Annotated in this window: 14 protein-coding genes; 4 read left to right on the plus strand and 10 right to left on the minus strand. The window is 63.6% G+C overall.

What is annotated here, in order from left to right; all coding sequences use genetic code 11:
- Positions 1–37: 37 nt before the first annotated feature.
- From ACFORG_RS01740 to ACFORG_RS01760, 5 genes are all read right to left on the minus strand, one after another.
- Positions 38–811, minus strand: coding sequence for a glycerophosphodiester phosphodiesterase family protein (locus ACFORG_RS01740; protein WP_386733652.1), 774 nt, complete (start codon positions 809–811; stop codon positions 38–40).
- Positions 808–1,266 carry a RidA family protein gene (locus ACFORG_RS01745; RefSeq protein WP_386733653.1) on the minus strand — a complete coding sequence of 153 codons (459 nt, stop codon included), beginning with the start codon at positions 1,264–1,266 and terminating at the stop codon, positions 808–810. The genes ACFORG_RS01740 and ACFORG_RS01745 overlap by 4 nt, the downstream gene beginning before the upstream one ends.
- Positions 1,267–1,332: 66 nt before the next feature.
- Entirely contained in the window at positions 1,333–2,634 is a 1,302-nt protein-coding gene (locus ACFORG_RS01750) for an HlyD family type I secretion periplasmic adaptor subunit (RefSeq protein WP_386733654.1), read from the minus strand.
- Positions 2,631–4,355 (minus strand): type I secretion system permease/ATPase, encoded by a 1,725-nt coding sequence (locus tag ACFORG_RS01755; protein ID WP_386733655.1) that lies wholly within the window; start codon positions 4,353–4,355, stop codon positions 2,631–2,633. Before ACFORG_RS01755 ends, ACFORG_RS01750 begins: the two co-directional genes overlap by 4 nt.
- A gap of 147 nt (positions 4,356–4,502) precedes the next feature.
- The gene (locus ACFORG_RS01760) at positions 4,503–6,671 is read right to left on the minus strand and encodes a transglycosylase domain-containing protein (protein WP_386733656.1); all 2,169 of its coding nucleotides are present in this window, start codon (positions 6,669–6,671) and stop codon (positions 4,503–4,505) included.
- Between the two features lie 272 nt (positions 6,672–6,943).
- Here ACFORG_RS01760 and ACFORG_RS01765 point away from each other — a divergent pair, with 272 nt between their 5' ends.
- Together ACFORG_RS01765 and ACFORG_RS01770 are read left to right on the plus strand one after the other, a co-directional pair.
- Positions 6,944–7,282 (plus strand): P-II family nitrogen regulator, encoded by a 339-nt coding sequence (locus ACFORG_RS01765; RefSeq protein WP_386733657.1) that lies wholly within the window; start codon positions 6,944–6,946, stop codon positions 7,280–7,282.
- 35 nt (positions 7,283–7,317) lie between these two features.
- Positions 7,318–8,658 (plus strand): ammonium transporter, encoded by a 1,341-nt coding sequence (locus ACFORG_RS01770; protein WP_386733658.1) that lies wholly within the window; start codon positions 7,318–7,320, stop codon positions 8,656–8,658.
- Positions 8,659–8,843: 185 nt separating this feature from the next.
- On the opposite strand, the gene ACFORG_RS01775 is transcribed toward ACFORG_RS01770, so the two are convergent.
- The 4 genes from ACFORG_RS01775 to ACFORG_RS01790 all read right to left on the minus strand — a co-directional run bounded on the left by ACFORG_RS01775 (position 8,844) and on the right by ACFORG_RS01790 (position 12,393).
- Positions 8,844–10,028, minus strand: a complete 1,185-nt coding sequence (locus ACFORG_RS01775; protein WP_386733659.1) for an amino acid aminotransferase — start codon at positions 10,026–10,028, stop codon at positions 8,844–8,846.
- Complete coding sequence (gene sseA / locus ACFORG_RS01780) at positions 10,028–10,882, minus strand: 3-mercaptopyruvate sulfurtransferase (protein WP_386733660.1); 855 nt, start codon at positions 10,880–10,882, stop codon at positions 10,028–10,030. The genes ACFORG_RS01775 and sseA overlap by 1 nt, the downstream gene beginning before the upstream one ends.
- Before the next feature lie 96 nt (positions 10,883–10,978).
- Positions 10,979–11,455, minus strand: a complete 477-nt coding sequence (gene smpB / locus ACFORG_RS01785; RefSeq protein ID WP_386733661.1) for an SsrA-binding protein SmpB — start codon at positions 11,453–11,455, stop codon at positions 10,979–10,981.
- 41 nt (positions 11,456–11,496) lie between these two features.
- Positions 11,497–12,393 (minus strand): LysR family transcriptional regulator, encoded by an 897-nt coding sequence (locus tag ACFORG_RS01790; RefSeq protein WP_386733662.1) that lies wholly within the window; start codon positions 12,391–12,393, stop codon positions 11,497–11,499.
- Positions 12,394–12,479: 86 nt separating this feature from the next.
- Here ACFORG_RS01790 and ACFORG_RS01795 point away from each other — a divergent pair, with 86 nt between their 5' ends.
- On the plus strand, positions 12,480–13,112 hold the full coding sequence (locus ACFORG_RS01795; protein ID WP_386733663.1) for a class I SAM-dependent methyltransferase: 633 nt from the start codon (positions 12,480–12,482) through the stop codon (positions 13,110–13,112).
- A 3-nt stretch (positions 13,113–13,115) separates the two neighbouring features.
- Here ACFORG_RS01795 and ACFORG_RS01800 read toward each other — a convergent pair whose 3' ends face one another.
- A complete protein-coding gene (locus tag ACFORG_RS01800; RefSeq protein WP_386733664.1) occupies positions 13,116–13,934 on the minus strand; it encodes a sulfotransferase family protein in 819 nt (272 codons plus the stop codon).
- Between the two features lie 145 nt (positions 13,935–14,079).
- Between ACFORG_RS01800 and ACFORG_RS01805 the strand changes: the two genes are divergently transcribed.
- A complete protein-coding gene (locus tag ACFORG_RS01805; RefSeq protein WP_386733665.1) occupies positions 14,080–15,657 on the plus strand; it encodes a DUF5928 domain-containing protein in 1,578 nt (525 codons plus the stop codon).

The raw sequence follows: 15,657 nt of genomic DNA on the forward strand, positions 1-15,657 counted from the left end.
CCGCGTTGCGCCTAATCTGTGCTGTCGCGGGCGGGGATCAAGATGGCAGCGCAGAGAGGTAGCCCTCGAATGTCACGTTATCTGCCACGCGCCGCGCCTCGGCCTCATCCTCGGCGGACCGGATTGTCCAGCACAGGATCGGCACACCGCGCGCCTTCAGCTCTCTCACACGCGGACGATCAAGATCCGTGGCATGGTGGCTGATGAACGCTGCGCCGACGCGGTCGAAATCCGGGATGTCACGCAGGCGCGCGCAGGTTTCGGCCGAGAGCGGCCAGTCGGCAGGATCATAACCGCATGTTACCAGCCCCCGAGGTAGTTCCGGCGCGATCCGCGCCATCTCGGCCACGCTATGCGGGTTGAACGACATGACCGCCACAGGGCCGTTATAGCCGCGTAGCCCCTCTGCCGCGGCCCGCTCCAAGGGGCCAACATCCGGCCCCATCGCCCCGTCCTGATCCTTGATCTCAACCAGCAGCGGCACCTGCCCGGCGACGATCTCCAGAACCTCGGAAAAGCCGGGAATGCCTTCGCCCTCCGCATCGCGTAGCGGAACCTCGGCAGCCTCGGCCGCCGAAAGCCTCCGGATCGGACCCGCCCGGTCGGTCAAACGCCCCATGTCGTAGTCGTGAAAGACCATCGCCGCGCCATCGGCGGTCAGTTGCAGGTCGATCTCGATCCCGTACCCCGCAGCGACAGCCGCGCGTATCGCCGCGCGGCTGTTTTCCGGCCGTCCCTGCGCCCGGTCGTGCAAAGCACGATGGGCAATTGGCAGACGCGAGAATATTCCTGGTAGCGATGGCGAGGTCATCGGACCTGAAAGATCCCCTCGATCTCGACCGCCACACCCAGTGGCAGCGAGGCCGCGCTGACGGCTGACCGCGCGTGGCGGCCCTTGTCCCCGAGCACCTCGACCAGAAAGTCCGACGCCCCGTTGATCACCTTGGGCTGGTCGGTGAAATCGGCTGTGGAGTTGACGAAACCGGTCAGTTTGACCACACGCACCAATCGTTCCAAGTCGCCGCCGCAGGCCGCCTTGACCTGGGCCAGCAGGGCAATGGCGCTGCGCTTTGCCGCCGCTGCACCGGCTTCGGTCTCCATGTCATCGCCAAGACGGCCGGTGATCAGGCCGTTTTCATCCATCGAGATCTGGCCCGAGACATGCACAAGGTCTCCCACCTGCACGAAAGGCACGTAATTGGCCTCTGGCGCCGGTGCATCCGGCAGGGTCACGCCCAGCTTGGCAAGGGTCTCTTCGATCGTCATGGCGTCCTCCCGAATAAGGTTCGGGCGGACGCTAGCCGGGATCGCCCCGCACGAAAACCCCCGAGATCAGGTTTCGCGGAACGCCTTGGTGAAATAATCCGTCAGCGGTTTGACCAGGTAGTAGATCGGAGACTGGTCCTCGGTTCGGATGAAGGCCTCGACCGGCATGCCGGGGATCAACACCGCACCTTCGGGCAGCTTGGCCTGCTCGCCTTCGCCCAGTTCGATCTCGGCCCGATAATAGGAAACGCGGCTCGCCTCATCCTCGAACGCATCCGCCGAGATCTGCGTGACCTTGCCGAACAGTTCCGGTGTCTGCCGCTGATCGAGCGCGGAAAAGCGCAGAACCACTTCCTGCCCGACATAGATCTGGTCGATATGAATCGGCTCCACGCGCGCCGCGATGACCAACGGGCGATCCTGCGGCACGACGAACAGGACCGGATCGGCCGGCCGGATGACCGAACGCGGCGTGTGCACCTGCAGGCCATAGACAATGCCCGAGACCGGCGCCCTGATTTCCAGCCGCGACAGCTGCTCCTGAAGCGACCGGCGCTGTTCGGCCAGTTCCAGCTCGCGGTAACGCAGGTCGCGCAACCGGCTGATCGCCTCTTCGCGCTGGCGGGTCTTGAGCTTCAGGATCTCGATATCGATCTCGGTGATGCGCCCTTCCTGCGCGGCTTCGCTGGCGATCAGCTCGCCCAACGAACCCGAGAGGTCGGCCTCGGTACGGCGCAGGGCAAGAACGCGGCCCGCCTGTGCCAGGCCCTTGTCCAGCAGGGTCTGCTGGTCGATCAGCTCTTCGCGGATCAGTTCCAGCTGCTGTTTTAGCGAGTCCTGCTGCGCCACGATACCTTCGATCTGGTTCTCGATCTGCAACCGGCGTTTCTCCAGCTGCTCGGTCTCTCGACCGATCGAATCCTGCCGCGCGGCAAACAGACGCTTCTGACCCTCTATCAGATCCGCCACCTCGGGCCGGGTCTCTGCCTGTTCCAGCAGTTCGGCATCAAAGGTAATGGTTTCGCTGCTGTCACGTTCGGCGTCCAACCGCCCCCGCCGGGCCATGAGCTCGAACAACTGCCCCTCGACGATCAGCAACTGCGAGGTCAACAGGTTCGCGTCGAGCCGGATCAGCGTCTGACCTTCCTCGACCTCGTCGCCCTCGTCGACAAGGATCTCGTCAACGACACCGCCGTCGAGATGCTGTACCACCTGGCGATTTCGTTCTACCTCGATCCGGCCACCGGCGATGATCGCGCCCGCGATCGAACTGCGCACCGCCCATGTCCCGAATCCGCCCACAAGGACGACAAGGCCAATCAACCCGATGATGATCGGTTTGCGGGCCGACCAGGTCTGCTCGCTCATCTTATGCCTCCGACAGCCGCGCTTTTCTGCAGCTTCTGATGGTTGACAACGGTCTCGCGCAGCACCTCGTCGCGCGGGCCAAAGGCAGCGCGCGCACCCTGATCCAGCACCAGCAACAATTCGCATTCCTGAATCGCCGCGGGCCGGTGCGCCATGATGAGCACCGACTTGCCCTGCTCTTTCAGCGTGCGGATCGCCGCGTTCAGCGCCTGCGACCCTTCGTTGTCGAGGTTCGAGTTCGGCTCGTCCAGGATCACGATCACCGGATCGTCGTAAAGGGCACGCGCCAGCGCGACGCGCTGCATCTGCCCGCCCGAAAGACGCCCGCCGCCCGGCGTGATGCGCGTGTCGTACCCGTCCGGCAGATGCACGATCATGTCATGTGCCGCGGCTTTTTTGGCGGCAGCGACAACCTTGTCGGCGTCGGGCTGGGCCGAAAGACGTGCGATATTCTCGGCAATCGTGCCTTCGAACAGCTGAACCCGCTGCGGCAGGTATCCGATGTGCTGGCCCAGGACATCCGGCTCATATTGCTCGATCGAGGCACCGTCCAACCGGATCACGCCGCCGGCAGGACGCCAAACGCCCGTCAGTGCCCTCGCCAGCGTCGACTTGCCCGCCCCCGAAGGGCCGATCACGCCAAGCGCCTGCCCCGGCTCCAGCTTGAAGCTCAGCGTCTTGAGTTGCGCGCGCGTGTCGCCTGGCGGAACGACGGTCAGGCCCTGCACGTCCAGCTTCGCCTTCGGCTTGGGCAGGGCTGTGCGCGGCTGTTCGGGCGGCACGCGCTCCAACAGGCCGCCAAGGCTCTCCCAGCCTTTCATCGCCGCCTGCACCATGGCCCACTGGTTGATTACCATCTCGATCGGCGCCAGCGCCCGACCCAGAAGAATCGACCCCGCGATCATCGCACCAGGTGTGATCTCACCCAGTAGCACGAGATAGGCACCAAGACCCAGCATCGCCGATTGCAGGAACAGACGCAGCGTCTTCGTCATCGAGCTGAACGTGCCGGTCACGTCGGTCGCGCTCATGCTCTCGTTCAGGGAAACGTCGCGCGCGACTTTCCAGCGATCAAAGGCCGCCCCGCGCATACCCATCGCCTGGATGTTCTCGGCTTCCTTTCGGATTTCCTCGGACAGCATCCCGGCACGGTTCGTGGCAATCTGGGCCTGTTGCGCCGGTTTGCGCGAAAAGGCCTGGTTGATGAAGGTGATGAAGATCAGCACCGCACCGCCACCGATTGCCAGCATGCCCAGCCAGGGATGGAACAGCGCAATCCCGAACAGAAAGACCGGAGTCCACGGAATATCGAAAAAGGCGCTCAAGACCGGCGACGAAATCAGCCGCTGGATCGATTGCAGGTCCCCAAGGCCCGTCTGCGCCGCGGCATCCTGCGCCACGGCCGAGCGTCGAATCATCGCGTCAAAGACCCGCTTGTCCAGCGCGGCCTGGAACCGGGCCCCGGCCCGCGCCATGATCCGGCCGCGGGTGTAATCGAGGATGCCCATGATGCCGTAAAGAAAGACCACCAGCAGCGACAAGGCCACCAGCGTCTCCTCGGACCGGCTGCCCAGCACCCGGTCATAGACCTGCAGCATGTATAGCGGCCCGGTCAGCATCAGCATGTTCGCGAAAAAGCTGAACACCCCGACGATCCAGTAGAGCCCGCGGCTCTGCCGCCGCGCGTCGCGCAGTTCTTCAACCCCGTATTGCGGCTTCATTTCGTCCCGCCCATCAAAAAATACTGCAACTGCAATGTTGTCATCAGCATTAAGCTATGCCCTGCGCGAGTTAAAGTCTGTGAAATTCTTATCACTTGGTAACGACGCGGCAATGTACCGCGAAAGGCATCTCCCGGGCCCGCTGCTTCATCGGCCAAAGATCCCCCGCAGCAACTCGTTCACCGCGCCGCCAAGGCTGTTGTCGCGGGCCGGTGCCCGCCGCGGTTGTGCCACCGGCTCGGGCCGCGCAGGCGCTGCCATCGGCAAGGGTTCAGGCTCCATCCCCTCGGTCACGCGCAACATCGTCTCCTGCCAGATCTCGGCAGGCAGCCCGCCGCCCGTCACCCCGGTCAACGGCGTGTTGTCGTCATAGCCCATCCAGACGCCGGTCACGTAATTGGCCGTGAACCCGATGAACCACGCGTCGCGTGCGGCCTGCGTGGTGCCGGTCTTGCCCGCGACCTGCCACCCCGGCAGGGCGGCACGACGCCCGGAGCCTTCGGTGACGACCTTTTCCATCATCCAGATCAGCTGCTGCGCCGCTTCCTCGCGGATCACCCGCTCCCCGATACCACCATCGGTTCCCATCATCGCGGTGTCCTCGCCCTGCAGGCTCAGCTCGATCAACCCGTAAGGCGTCACCGAAGAACCTCCGTTGAGGATACCTGCATATGCGCCCGTCATTTCGATCAGCGTACTTTCCGAGGTTCCCAGCGCCAGCGCCGGCCCTGCGTCCAGATCGCTGTCGATCCCGAACTCGCTTGCCACGTGGCGCACCTTGTCGCGGCCTACCGCCTCGGACACCTTCACCGCCGGGATGTTCAGCGAATCCTTCAGCGCATGGGTCAGGGTCACGCGACCGTAATGCTTGTTGGTATAGTTATTCGGACACCATTGCCCCGAGCCGGGAATGTTCATGCAATAGGGCTCGTCCACCACGGTGTCATAAGGCGAATAGCCCATCTCCAGCGCCGTGGCATAGACGAAGGGCTTGAAGGCCGAGCCGGTCTGCCGCAGGGCTTGCGTGGCACGGTTGAACGCCCCGTTCACCCGCAAGGTGCGCCCGCCAACCATCGCACGCACCGCACCATCGGCCGACATCACCACGATCGCCGCCTGCGCCTTGGATCCCGGCCGCACCTTTTCCTGGAAGATGTATTTCAGTGCCTCTTCGGCCGAGGTCTGGATACGCTGGTCCAGCGTGGTCCGGATGATGACATCTTCGGTCGTGTTGCGCGTAAAGAACTCCGGCCCGCTCGCCATGACCCAGTCCGCGAAATAGCCGCCCGCCCGCGCTGCCGCCGCCTCGGACAGTTCTGCGGGGTTGGCCTGCGCATGCTGCGCCTGTGACGCGGTCAGATAACCCTGATCCTCCATCAGCCGCACGATGGTCGCGGCCCGGTTCTGCGCGCGATCCAGATCGTTGGTCGGCGCATAACGCGACGGCGCCACCAGCAACCCCGCCAGCATCGCGGCCTCTGCCGGGTTCACCTCGTTCGCCGATTTGCCGAAATAGCGCTGGCTTGCCGCCTCGAACCCGCGCGCGCCCGCACCCAGGAAAGCGCGGTTCATGTAGATCATCAGGATCTCGTCCTTGGTATAGGCGACCTCCATCGCCATCGCATAGACGGCCTCCTTTGCCTTGCGCCAAAGCGTTCCGGCCCGGCACTGGGCCTCGTATTCCGCCTCCGTCTGCCCGCTGTCGGGGTCGAACGGCTCTCCCAGGCACAACAGTTTTGCGGTCTGCTGCGTGATCGTCGAACCGCCATGACCCGAAAGCGGCCCGCGCCCCTCGCTGAGGTTGATGCGCACCGCGCTGGCGATCCCGCGCGGACTGATCCCGAAATGCCGGTAGAATCTCTTGTCCTCGGTAGCGATGATCGCGTTCTTGAGATGCGGCGATACAGTGTCGACGGTAATCACCCCACCGAACTGATCGCCCCGCCAGGCAAAGACCTCGCCGTCGCGGTCCAGCATCGTCACCGATCCGCGCGCCCGCCCATCCAGCAGCATGTTCGCATCGGGCAAGGTCGTATAGGTCAGACCGATGGCCGCCAGCAGGATCAGGGCAAAGATCATGCCAACACGCCAGGTGAACCCCCAGATCAGTCCGAACACCCAGCCAAAGAAGCGCCGGATCGCACCACCGATGCCGCCGCCGCCCCCCCGGGTGCGCCGGGTGCTCTTGCGGGCGGCGGGCTTGCGAGTCTTCGACGTCTTTGACGCCGCCGGCTTCGCCCGTTTGCCGGAGGACGACTTGGCGCTGCGGCGCTTGTCGGCAACCAGTGGGGCCTTGCGCCGTTTGGACTCACTCATGTGCTCTTTCCTGCCCGATCTTTCGTTTTGCGGCACAATAACCTGCATGCGCCCGGGTGTTTAGGTCTGAATCCCCACCAATTCCCCCTGCGCACAACGCCCATTTTTTAGGCAGCAGCCCCGATTTGTGCAAGAATTGTGCAACTTCTCCGGATTCAGCCCTTCGGATTCGCCCGTTGCGCGTTCCCTTGACCCCTTTCCACCGCTCTTTTTCTGCACATGCAACATGCCGCGCCGCGTTTGGGGCCGTGGCGGAAAGGAAGGGGAAGACCGTGAAACTGATCATTGCAACGATCAAGCCGTTCAAGCTGGAGGAGGTCCGCGAAGCGCTGACCGGTGCCGGCGTGCGCGGCATGATGGTGACCGAAATCAAGGGGTTCGGATCGCAGTCCGGCCATACCGAGATCTACCGCGGGGCGGAATACGCGGTGAATTTCGTGCCCAAGATCAAGCTTGAACTCGTCGTGCCGGCCTCTGCCGTCGACCAGGTGGTCGAAACGATCGCCTCGACAGCCAAGACCGGCAAGATCGGCGACGGCAAGATTTTCGTCCTCGACGTCGAGCAGGCCGTGCGCGTGCGTACCGGCGAAACCAACGAAGACGCGCTGTGATCCGCGCGGCAGAAAATTCCAAGGGAAACGGAACCATGAAGTTCATCACCACTCTCGCCCCCGCCGCCGCGCTGATTGCGCTGCCGACGCTGGGCCTGGCGCAGGAAGACGGCCCCGTTCCGGGCGTCAACGCCTCGACCGACTCGGTCTTCATCTTCAACTCGCTGCTGTTCCTGATCGGCGGCTTCCTGGTGTTCTGGATGGCCGCGGGCTTTGCGATGCTCGAGGCGGGGCTCGTACGCTCCAAGAACGTCACGATGCAGCTGACCAAGAACATCGCGCTGTTTTCGCTGGCTGCGATATTCTACTACCTGATCGGCTATAACCTGATGTACCCGTTGGGCACATGGATGGTCGACGGCGTGCTGTCGGGCGTCTGGGGTCCCGGCGTCCTGGAAGCCGTTGGCGTGACCGCCGAGGAGGCCGACGATTACGGCTATGCCTCGACCGGCTCCGACTTCTTCTTCCAGCTGATGTTCTGCGCCACCACCGCATCGATCGTATCCGGTACGCTGGCGGAACGGATCAAGCTCTGGCCCTTCCTGATCTTCGTGATCGTTCTGACCGCGGTCATCTACCCGCTGCAGGCCTCGTGGAAGTGGGGCGGCGGTTTCCTCGACGCGGCAGGCTTCCTCGACTTCGCGGGCTCGACCGTCGTGCACTCCGTCGGTGGCTGGGCAGCCCTCACCGGCGCCCTGATCCTCGGACCGCGTATCGGCAAGTTCGGCAAGGACGGCAAGGTTCACCCGATCCCCGGCTCGAACCTGGCGCTGGCCACCCTCGGCACATTCATCCTGTGGCTCGGCTGGTTCGGCTTCAACGGCGGCTCGCAGCTGGCAATGGGCACCGTGGGTGACGTGGCCGATGTCAGCCGTATCTTCGCCAACACCAACACGGCCGCGGCCGGTGGCGCCGTCGCCGCGCTGATCCTGACGCAGATCCTGTACAAGAAGCCGGACCTCACCATGGTGCTCAACGGCGCGCTGGCGGGCCTTGTGTCGATCACCGCCGAACCGCTGACGCCCTCGCTGGGCATGGCGACCATCATCGGCATGATCGGCGGCGTGATCGTGGTCTTCACCGTCCCGCTTCTCGACAAGCTGAAGATCGACGACGTGGTCGGCGCCATCCCGGTGCACCTGCTGGCCGGTATCTGGGGCACCATCGCGGTCGTGCTGACCAATGGTGACGCGTCGCTCGGCACCCAGCTCTACGCGATCGTCGTGGTCGGCGCCTTCACCGTCGTCGTCTCGGGCGTGGTCTGGTTCATCCTCAAGGCCGTGATGGGCCTGCGGGTTGACGAAGAGACCGAGATCAACGGGCTCGACATGTCCGAGTTGGGCATGGAGGCCTACCCGGAGTTCTCGAAAGGATAACGACTTCCTTCCTCACGTGATGTGAGACTGGCCCGGGTCCCCGCACCCGGGCCTTTTTTTCGTGGCTGCAATCCAGCGGAGCGCGCCCTTACGGGCGCGCGCACAGGTAGCGCGCGTGCCGCGCGCAGAGCGAGGCTCTGCCTCGCGCTCCGGGATATTTTCGGCAAGAGGAAGGAAGCGGCCGCTCAGATGCCCGCGTCGACGATTGCCTTTGCGAGGATCGGAACGGTGGCCTGGTTCAGCCCGGCGATGTTCATCCGGCTGTCACCCACCATGTAGATGCCGAAATCGTCGCGCAGCCTGGCGACCTTTTCCGGCGAGGTACCGAGGCGCGAGAACATGCCCCGATGTTGTGCGAGGAAGGCAAACCGGTCCGAGCCGGTCAGTCGCCGCAACTCGTCGGCCAGCTGCTGGCGCAGGCCCAGCATCGACTGGCGCACCTCTTCCAGCTCGGCCGCCCAGTCGGCCCGCAATTCGGGGTCGTTCAGGATCGTCGCCACCACCCGCGCGCCGTGATCGGGCGGGAAGGAATAGTTCTGACGGTTCAGAAAGGCCAGCGTTCCCTGGTTCAGCTTGGTCTGCTCGGGCTTGTCGCTGATCGCCATCAACAAGCCTGTCCGCTCGCGGTAGACACCGAAATTCTTGGAGCACGAGGCCGCGATCAGGCATTCCGATACCGAAGACGCCACAAGCCGCGTCGCCGCCGCATCCTCGTCCAGCCCGTCGCCGAATCCCTGGTAAGCGATGTCGATCATCGCGACCAGCTCGTTCTCGTTGATGAGGTTCACGACCTCCTGCCACTCGACCATGTTGAGGTTGGCACCGGTCGGGTTGTGGCAGCAGCCATGCAGAAGCACCACGTCGCCGGGGTGCGCGTCCTTGAGATCAGCCATCATGCCGTCGAAATCGACACCGCCCGTCTCGCTGTCGAAATAGCGATAGGTTACGGTTTCCATACCGAGGTAATTCAGGATCGACAGGTGGTTCGGCCATGTCGGATCCGAGACGAACACCCGCGCCTTGGGATTGGCCATGCGGATCAGCTCGAAAGCCTGCCGGCAGGCGCCGGTTCCGCCGGGCGTGGCGACCGCGGCGATCCGGTCGCGGTCCACCGCACCGTCCAGCACCAGCCCGATCATCGCATCGGCAAAGGCCGGGTCACCCGCAAGCCCGGTATAGGACTTGGTCTGCTGTTCTTCCCAGATGCGCTTTTCAGCGGCCTTTACCGCGCGCATCACCGGCGTAATGCCCTCGGCGTTCTTGTAGACCCCGACACCAAGGTCGATTTTCTGTTCGCGCGGATCGTCGCGATACATCTGCATCAGCGCGAGGATCTTGTCGGCGGGTTGTTCTTTCAGGTTCTCGAACATCAGTTTTCTCCGGTGGCGACGGGCAGGGTGGGAAACGCGCCCCATTCGGCCCAGGACCCGTCGTAAAGCGAGTGATCGGTCTTGCCCAAGCGCTCCAGCGCGAGGCTGAGGATGGCCGCCGTCACGCCCGAGCCGCAGGTGGTGATGACCGGCTTTGCCAAGTCGACGCCTGCGGCCTCGAAAACGGCGCGGGTCTCGTCGGGGGATTTCATCGTGCCGTCCGCGTTCAGCAGGCTGGCGAAATGCACGTTCCTCGACCCCGGTATATGCCCGGCGCGCAGCCCCTCGCGGGGCTCCGGCTCGCTGCCCGCAAAGCGTGCGGGAGAGCGTGCATCGACGATCTCGGTATCGCCCAGCTTGGCCGCCGCCGAGACCTGGGTGACATCGCGGCGCAGATGGTTCTGGACCCGCACCGTCATGTGACGGTCGCGGATCACCGGCGGCAGATCCTCGATCTCGCGCCCTTCGGCCTGCCATTTCGGCAAACCGCCATCCAGAACGGCGACATCCTCCTGGCCCATTAGCTTGAACAGCCACCAGACCCGTGCCGCCGACATCAGCCCGGCACCGTCATAGACCACCACCTGGTGGCCGTCGCCGACGCCCATCGCGCGCATCCGCGACATGAACTTCTCGACCGGCGGCGCCATGTGCGGCAGGTCCGAACGGTGGTCCGAGATCTCGTCGATATCGAAGAACCGCGCACCCGGGATATGGGCGGCATCATACTCGGCGCGGGCATCGCGGCCCTGCTGCGGCAGGTACCACGACCCGTCGAGGATCCGCAGATCGGGATCCTTGATATGGGCCGCCAGCCAGTCGGTGGATACGAGCGTTTTCGGATCGTCGGTCATCGCGGGCCTCTCCTCATCGTCGTCCTTTTGGGTATACCGCAGGCCAATCCGGTGCAAGCGAAACGCCGCCGGAAGACGCCAGCGCCGGGTGTATCCCTAGCGGGTTTCCTTCAGCAGGCGCTGTTTCTGGCGGCCCCAGTCGCGCTTGGCCTGGGTCTCGCGCTTGTCATGCGTCTTCTTGCCCTTGGCGATGCCCAGCTTGATCTTGGCGATGCCCTTGTGGTTGAAGTACAGCACCAGCGGCACCAGCGTCAGGCCCTTGCGCTGCGTCGCGTTCCACAGGTCCGACATCTCCTTGCGCGACACCAGCAGCTTGCGCCGCCGACGTTCCTCATGCTTGAAGGTCTTGGCCTGCTCGTAGGGCGGGAAATAGCTGTTGACCAGCCACAACTCGCCATTCTCGACGGCGGCATAGCTGTCGGCGATGTTCACGCCACCCCCGCGCAGCGACTTGACCTCGGAGCCTTCCAGAACGATGCCGCACTCTATATCGTCCTCGATCGCGTAATCGAAGCGTGCCCGCCGGTTCTCGGCGACAATCTTGTAATTGGGGTCGGTCTTCTGCTTGGCCATGGGGGCTTGACTTAGGCGCGCGCCGCCCCGCGCGCAAGCGCTCAGACCATTTCGCTCGACAGAAACTCGGCCAGCAGGTCGAAAACCACCCGGATGCGCCGCGCGGTGTGCAACTCGCGATGGGTAACCAGCCAGACCGGAAAGGAAATCGGCGCGCGCTCGGGCAGAACCCGTTCGATGCCACGGCTGGCGCGCGCGACATGGTCCGACATGAGCGAGATACCCAGCCCCGCCTCGACCAGCGCCCAGGCCGCGACGCCCGATTCCGACCCGACCGGGAAATTCTCGCGCTTCAGCGGCAGGCCAACCTCGGCGAGAAACCCGATCATCCGGTCCACGTCCCCGAACGAGATGAAATCATGCCCAGAAAGATCCGCCTCGGTCCGCGGCCGCCCGCGGCGGTCGAGGTAGCTGGTCGCCGCGTAGAGCTGCGCACTTCCATCTTTCAGCATCCGCGCGATCAGCTCGGGCTGGGTAGGTCGCGCATGCCGGATGGCGATATCGGCCTCGCGCCGCTGCAGGTCGCGCAGGTCGTCTGCCGCAACGATATCCAGCATCAGCCGCGGTGCGACCTCGCGCAGCCGCAACAGGACCGGCGGAAGTACATGGGTACACATGACTTCGGACGCCGTGATGCGGATCGTTCCGCCGATATCCTGCGACTGGCCCGCCGCGCTCAATGACAGATGCGTGGCCGCGTCGCGCATCGCGCGCACATGGGTCAGCAGCTCCGCCCCGGCAGGCGTCAGGATCAGCCCCTTGCCGACACGTTCGAACAGGGTGACGCCCAGCTCCGCCTCCAGCGCGGCGACCTGCCTGCCAAGGGTCGGCTGCGTCACCCCCAACGCCCGCGCGCCCGCCGACAACGACCCCTCCTCGGCCGTCGCCAGGAACGCCCGCGCATGGTTCCAGTCAAAGCGGATGCCCTGCCAATTCATGCAAAATCGTATATCACCCCTGCGGAAATCGACAATTCCACGAACACCCCCGCAGCGGTACTGTCTCTGTCAAAGGAGACACCGCCATGAAACCCGACGCCGCCTTCTGGGACGGGATCGCCGACCGCTACGCCGCGCGCCCGATCGACGACCCGGATGCCTACCAATACACGCTTGAGCGGACGCGCGCCTATCTCGGCGCGAACGACTCGGTGCTTGAACTGGGCTGCGGAACCGGATCGACCGCTTTGCTGTTGTCACCCCAAACCGGCCGATACGTGGCCAGCGACATATCGCACAGAATGATCGAAATCGGGCAGGAAAAGGCCCGCCAACAGGGAGAGTCCCATGTGGAGTTTACTACAGCGGATCTACACGATGCGCAGTTTGCGGGCGCGCATTTTGACGCCGTCCTGGCACTGAACCTTCTGCACCTTGTCCGCGACCTGCCCGGCGCATTGGCGCGGATACACGACATGCTGGAATCCGGCGGCCTGTTTATCTCGAAAACGGTCTGCACGCCGGGTCCCGGCGCCCCGTTCAAGTACCGGCTGATGCGCCTGCTGATCCCGGTGATGCAGATGCTCGGCAAGGCACCCTACGTGAACATCCGTCCGGTGGCCGAGTTCGAGGAGATGTTGACGCAGGCCGGCTTCAAGATCGTGGAGTCCGGCGATCATCCGCCGCCCAGTCGCTACATCGTCGCCCGCCGGGTCTGAGGATCAGTCGCCCAGCTTGGCATGGATCTCGTCCAGATCGATTTCGCCGATCGGCATCTTGTTGGCCGGGTTCTCGAAATCGTATTTGAACAGTTCGAAATCACGCTTGTAGATCTCGTAGACGAGATGCATCGACAGGTCGTCGAAGTAATCCTCGACCGGATGCGCGCGCTTGGGTCCGTGACCCTCGGACTCGTTGAACCGGGGGATCTGCGCCAGGTCCACGGGCCGGGGCGTGTCGATGCTGTGCAGCACCTCTTGCATCCCCTCGTTGAATTTCTCGGTCCAGAAGATGTGATCGTACTGTCCGCCATTGACGATGAAGGTCGAGATATGGCCCGACATGGCCGACCAGTGAATGTCCGGGTCCATCGGTCGCCGCCAGCGGATCGTGTCGCGGGCGAACAGCAGGAACCGGCGAAAGCTCTGGATCTGGTCGAACTCGCCCTTGCCGTCCTCGCCACCCACCTCAACGCCGTATTTGAACACCAGCGTCGGAACGAGGTTGCCGCGATACCGTTTGCCGTTGCGCTGGATCCCGCAGATCTTATCAAAGAATGAACTCAGGATGCGGGTGTAGGGGTTGCGCACGCAGGTGAACGCAAAGGACCGATGCGCCTGCACGTTGCGCGTGATCGGACCCTGGCTCTCCTCCAGTGCCCATTTGTGCATGCCGCCTTTGGCATCGTGGATGTCGCCGTCAAAGAACTCGCCATGATCCGAGTAATACATGATCTGCCCGATGGTCGAGCAGGCGCATTTCGGCACCACGCGATAGACCATGCTCTCGCTTTGCGTCATCCAGGTTCCGGGAAACCCCATCTGCCTTGCCTCCTTTTCCCCTTTCGCCTTACGTTGGACGACGGGCCTTTGGCCACAAAAGAGCAAAGAAACTCTGTTTATTCAATCGCTCTTCACCTTTAACAAAGTAAACAAAGAGCAGAAGCAAGGGCGCATCGTTTCGAATATGGCAAAGATTGCCTATATCCTGCTATGCCACAAGGATCCTGACGCCGTCGTTATGCAGGCCGAGCGGTTGACGGCGGCAGGCGACTACATGTCGATCCATTTCGACGCCAGTGCCGACCGGTCCGCATATGACCGGATCCGCGGGGCGCTGTCCGACAACCCGAACGTGACCTTTGCCCGCAAGCGCATCCGCTGCGGCTGGGGAGAGTGGTCGCTCGTGCAGGCCACGCTGTACGCGATCGAGGCCGCCGTCGACCAGTTTCCCCGCGCCACCCATTTCTACATGCTTTCGGGCGACTGCATGGCGATCAAGACCGCCGAATACGCACATCGCTTTCTCGACGAGAACGATCGCGACTACATCGAAAGCCACGACTATTTCGAAAGCGACTGGATCAAGACCGGCTGGAAGGAAGAGCGGCTGATCTATCGCCACTGGTTCAACGAACGCACCCAGAAACGCCGGTTCTACGCGATGTTCCACACGCAAAAGAAACTTGGCCTGAAACGCGACATCCCGCATGACATCCAGGTCATGATCGGCAGCCAGTGGTGGTGCCTGCGCCGCCGCACGATTGAGGCGATCCTCGATTTCACCCGCGCCCGGCGCGACGTGATGCGCTTCTTCCGGATGACCTGGATCCCGGACGAGACGTTTTTCCAGACACTCGTGCGCCACCTCATCCCCGAGGACGAGATCGAAAGCCGCACGCTGACCTTCCTGATGTTTTCCGATTACGGGATGCCGGTCACCTTCTACAACGACCACTACGACCTGCTGCTCAGCCAGGATTTCCTCTTCGCCCGGAAAATCAGTCCCGAGGCCAAAGAGCTCAAGGCCCGCCTTGGCCGCCTCTACGCCGCCCATGACGTCGATTTCCAGATCTCGAACGAAGGCCGCAGCCTCTTCACCTTCCTCACCGGGCGCGGCCGGATCGGGCGCCGCTTTGCCATGCGGTTCTGGGAGACCGAAAGCACGCTGGGCCGCGAACGCGAACTGATGATCGTCGTCTGCAAGAAATGGCACGTCGCCAAGCGCTTCCTCGAACAGGTGCGCCACGTCCTGAACGTGCCCGCCATCGAATACCTGTTCAACGAAGAGGGCACCAACCTGCCCGACCTCGGCGGCATCCAGGCCACGCTGGAAAAACGCACCCGCCACCGCCGTGCCCTGATGCGAATGCTGTTCGAGTATTACGAGACCGACCGGCTGATCATCTGCATGGACTCCTCGAACCTCGACCTGATGCACGATTTCTTCTCCGACAGGTCCGTGACCCGCCTGCTCGAGATCGAATGCCAGTTCACCGACGATTACCTGATCGGTCACGCGCACCGCGTGGGCCTTGCGGGCGAACGCACGCCCCGGCCCACGCTGGAACGGTTGCTGCCCACCATCCGCAACGACCTCACCCACGAGGCCGACCTGATCCGCGACGCGGGCTTTCCCCGCTATCACCGCGTGCACGAGGCCGAACCGCCCGAGGTCAACGCACCGAAAGTCGCAGATTTCCTGTCGATCCCCGAGGACCAGGCCCTTGGCATCATGCAGGCCCCGCACCTTTTTGCAGACTGA

Source organism: Lutimaribacter marinistellae (assembly GCF_042648365.1).
In the GTDB taxonomy this organism is placed as follows: domain Bacteria; phylum Pseudomonadota; class Alphaproteobacteria; order Rhodobacterales; family Rhodobacteraceae; genus Lutimaribacter_A; species Lutimaribacter_A marinistellae.

Coding starts and splice junctions, on each gene's coding strand:
- ACFORG_RS01740 (WP_386733652.1), bottom strand. CDS start 811: ATGACCTCGCCATCGCTACCAGGAATATTCTCGCGTCTGCCAATTGCC.
- ACFORG_RS01745 (WP_386733653.1), bottom strand. CDS start 1,266: ATGACGATCGAAGAGACCCTTGCCAAGCTGGGCGTGACCCTGCCGGAT.
- ACFORG_RS01750 (WP_386733654.1), bottom strand. CDS start 2,634: ATGAGCGAGCAGACCTGGTCGGCCCGCAAACCGATCATCATCGGGTTG.
- ACFORG_RS01755 (WP_386733655.1), bottom strand. CDS start 4,355: ATGAAGCCGCAATACGGGGTTGAAGAACTGCGCGACGCGCGGCGGCAG.
- ACFORG_RS01760 (WP_386733656.1), bottom strand. CDS start 6,671: ATGAGTGAGTCCAAACGGCGCAAGGCCCCACTGGTTGCCGACAAGCGC.
- ACFORG_RS01770 (WP_386733658.1), top strand. CDS start 7,318: ATGAAGTTCATCACCACTCTCGCCCCCGCCGCCGCGCTGATTGCGCTG.
- ACFORG_RS01775 (WP_386733659.1), bottom strand. CDS start 10,028: ATGTTCGAGAACCTGAAAGAACAACCCGCCGACAAGATCCTCGCGCTG.
- sseA (WP_386733660.1), bottom strand. CDS start 10,882: ATGACCGACGATCCGAAAACGCTCGTATCCACCGACTGGCTGGCGGCC.
- smpB (WP_386733661.1), bottom strand. CDS start 11,455: ATGGCCAAGCAGAAGACCGACCCCAATTACAAGATTGTCGCCGAGAAC.
- ACFORG_RS01790 (WP_386733662.1), bottom strand. CDS start 12,393: ATGAATTGGCAGGGCATCCGCTTTGACTGGAACCATGCGCGGGCGTTC.
- ACFORG_RS01795 (WP_386733663.1), top strand. CDS start 12,480: ATGAAACCCGACGCCGCCTTCTGGGACGGGATCGCCGACCGCTACGCC.
- ACFORG_RS01800 (WP_386733664.1), bottom strand. CDS start 13,934: ATGGGGTTTCCCGGAACCTGGATGACGCAAAGCGAGAGCATGGTCTAT.
- ACFORG_RS01805 (WP_386733665.1), top strand. CDS start 14,080: ATGGCAAAGATTGCCTATATCCTGCTATGCCACAAGGATCCTGACGCC.